We start from the raw sequence: 542 nt of genomic DNA, 5'->3' as shown, positions 1-542 counted from the left end.
TGGTCAGGGCAACGAGATGGGCGACTCGATCGCCATCGGTGACGCCGCCGATCACATCGCCGGTTTCTGCCTGCTGAACGATTGGTCGGCGCGCGACATTCAAGCGTGGGAATACCAGCCGCTTGGCCCGTTCCTCTCGAAAAGTTTTATCACCAGCATCTCGCCGTGGGTTGTCACCGCCGAGGCGCTGGAGCCGTTCCGTCGTGCTCAACCGGCACGTCCAGAAGGCGATCCGCAGCCGCTACCGTACCTGTTCGACCAGCGCGATCAAGCCGCTGGCGGTTTCGACATCGAACTGGAAGTGCTGCTGCTCACTGAAGGCCTGCGCGAGCAAAACCTGCCGGCCCATCGCCTGACGCTCAGCAACACCCAACATATGTACTGGACCGTGGCGCAAATGGTTGCGCACCACAGCGTCAACGGTTGCCAGTTGCAGGCCGGCGACCTGTTCGGTTCGGGCACCTTGTCCGGGCCGGAAAACGGTCAGTTCGGCAGCCTGCTGGAAATCACCGAGGGCGGTAAAAAGCCTATCGAGTTGGCGT

At 61.8% G+C, this 542-nt stretch carries 1 protein-coding gene; it reads left to right on the top strand.

What is annotated here, in order from left to right; all coding sequences use genetic code 11:
* On the top strand, nt 1-542 hold a 542-nt coding region (locus AC1DRJ_RS32050), incomplete at both ends, for a fumarylacetoacetate hydrolase family protein (RefSeq protein WP_477805622.1).

The sequence above is a fragment of the Pseudomonas sp. P5_B2 genome, assembly GCF_056400445.1.
The sequence above is the reverse complement of the archived record's forward strand: the minus strand, read 5'-3'. Positions and strand labels throughout refer to the sequence as shown.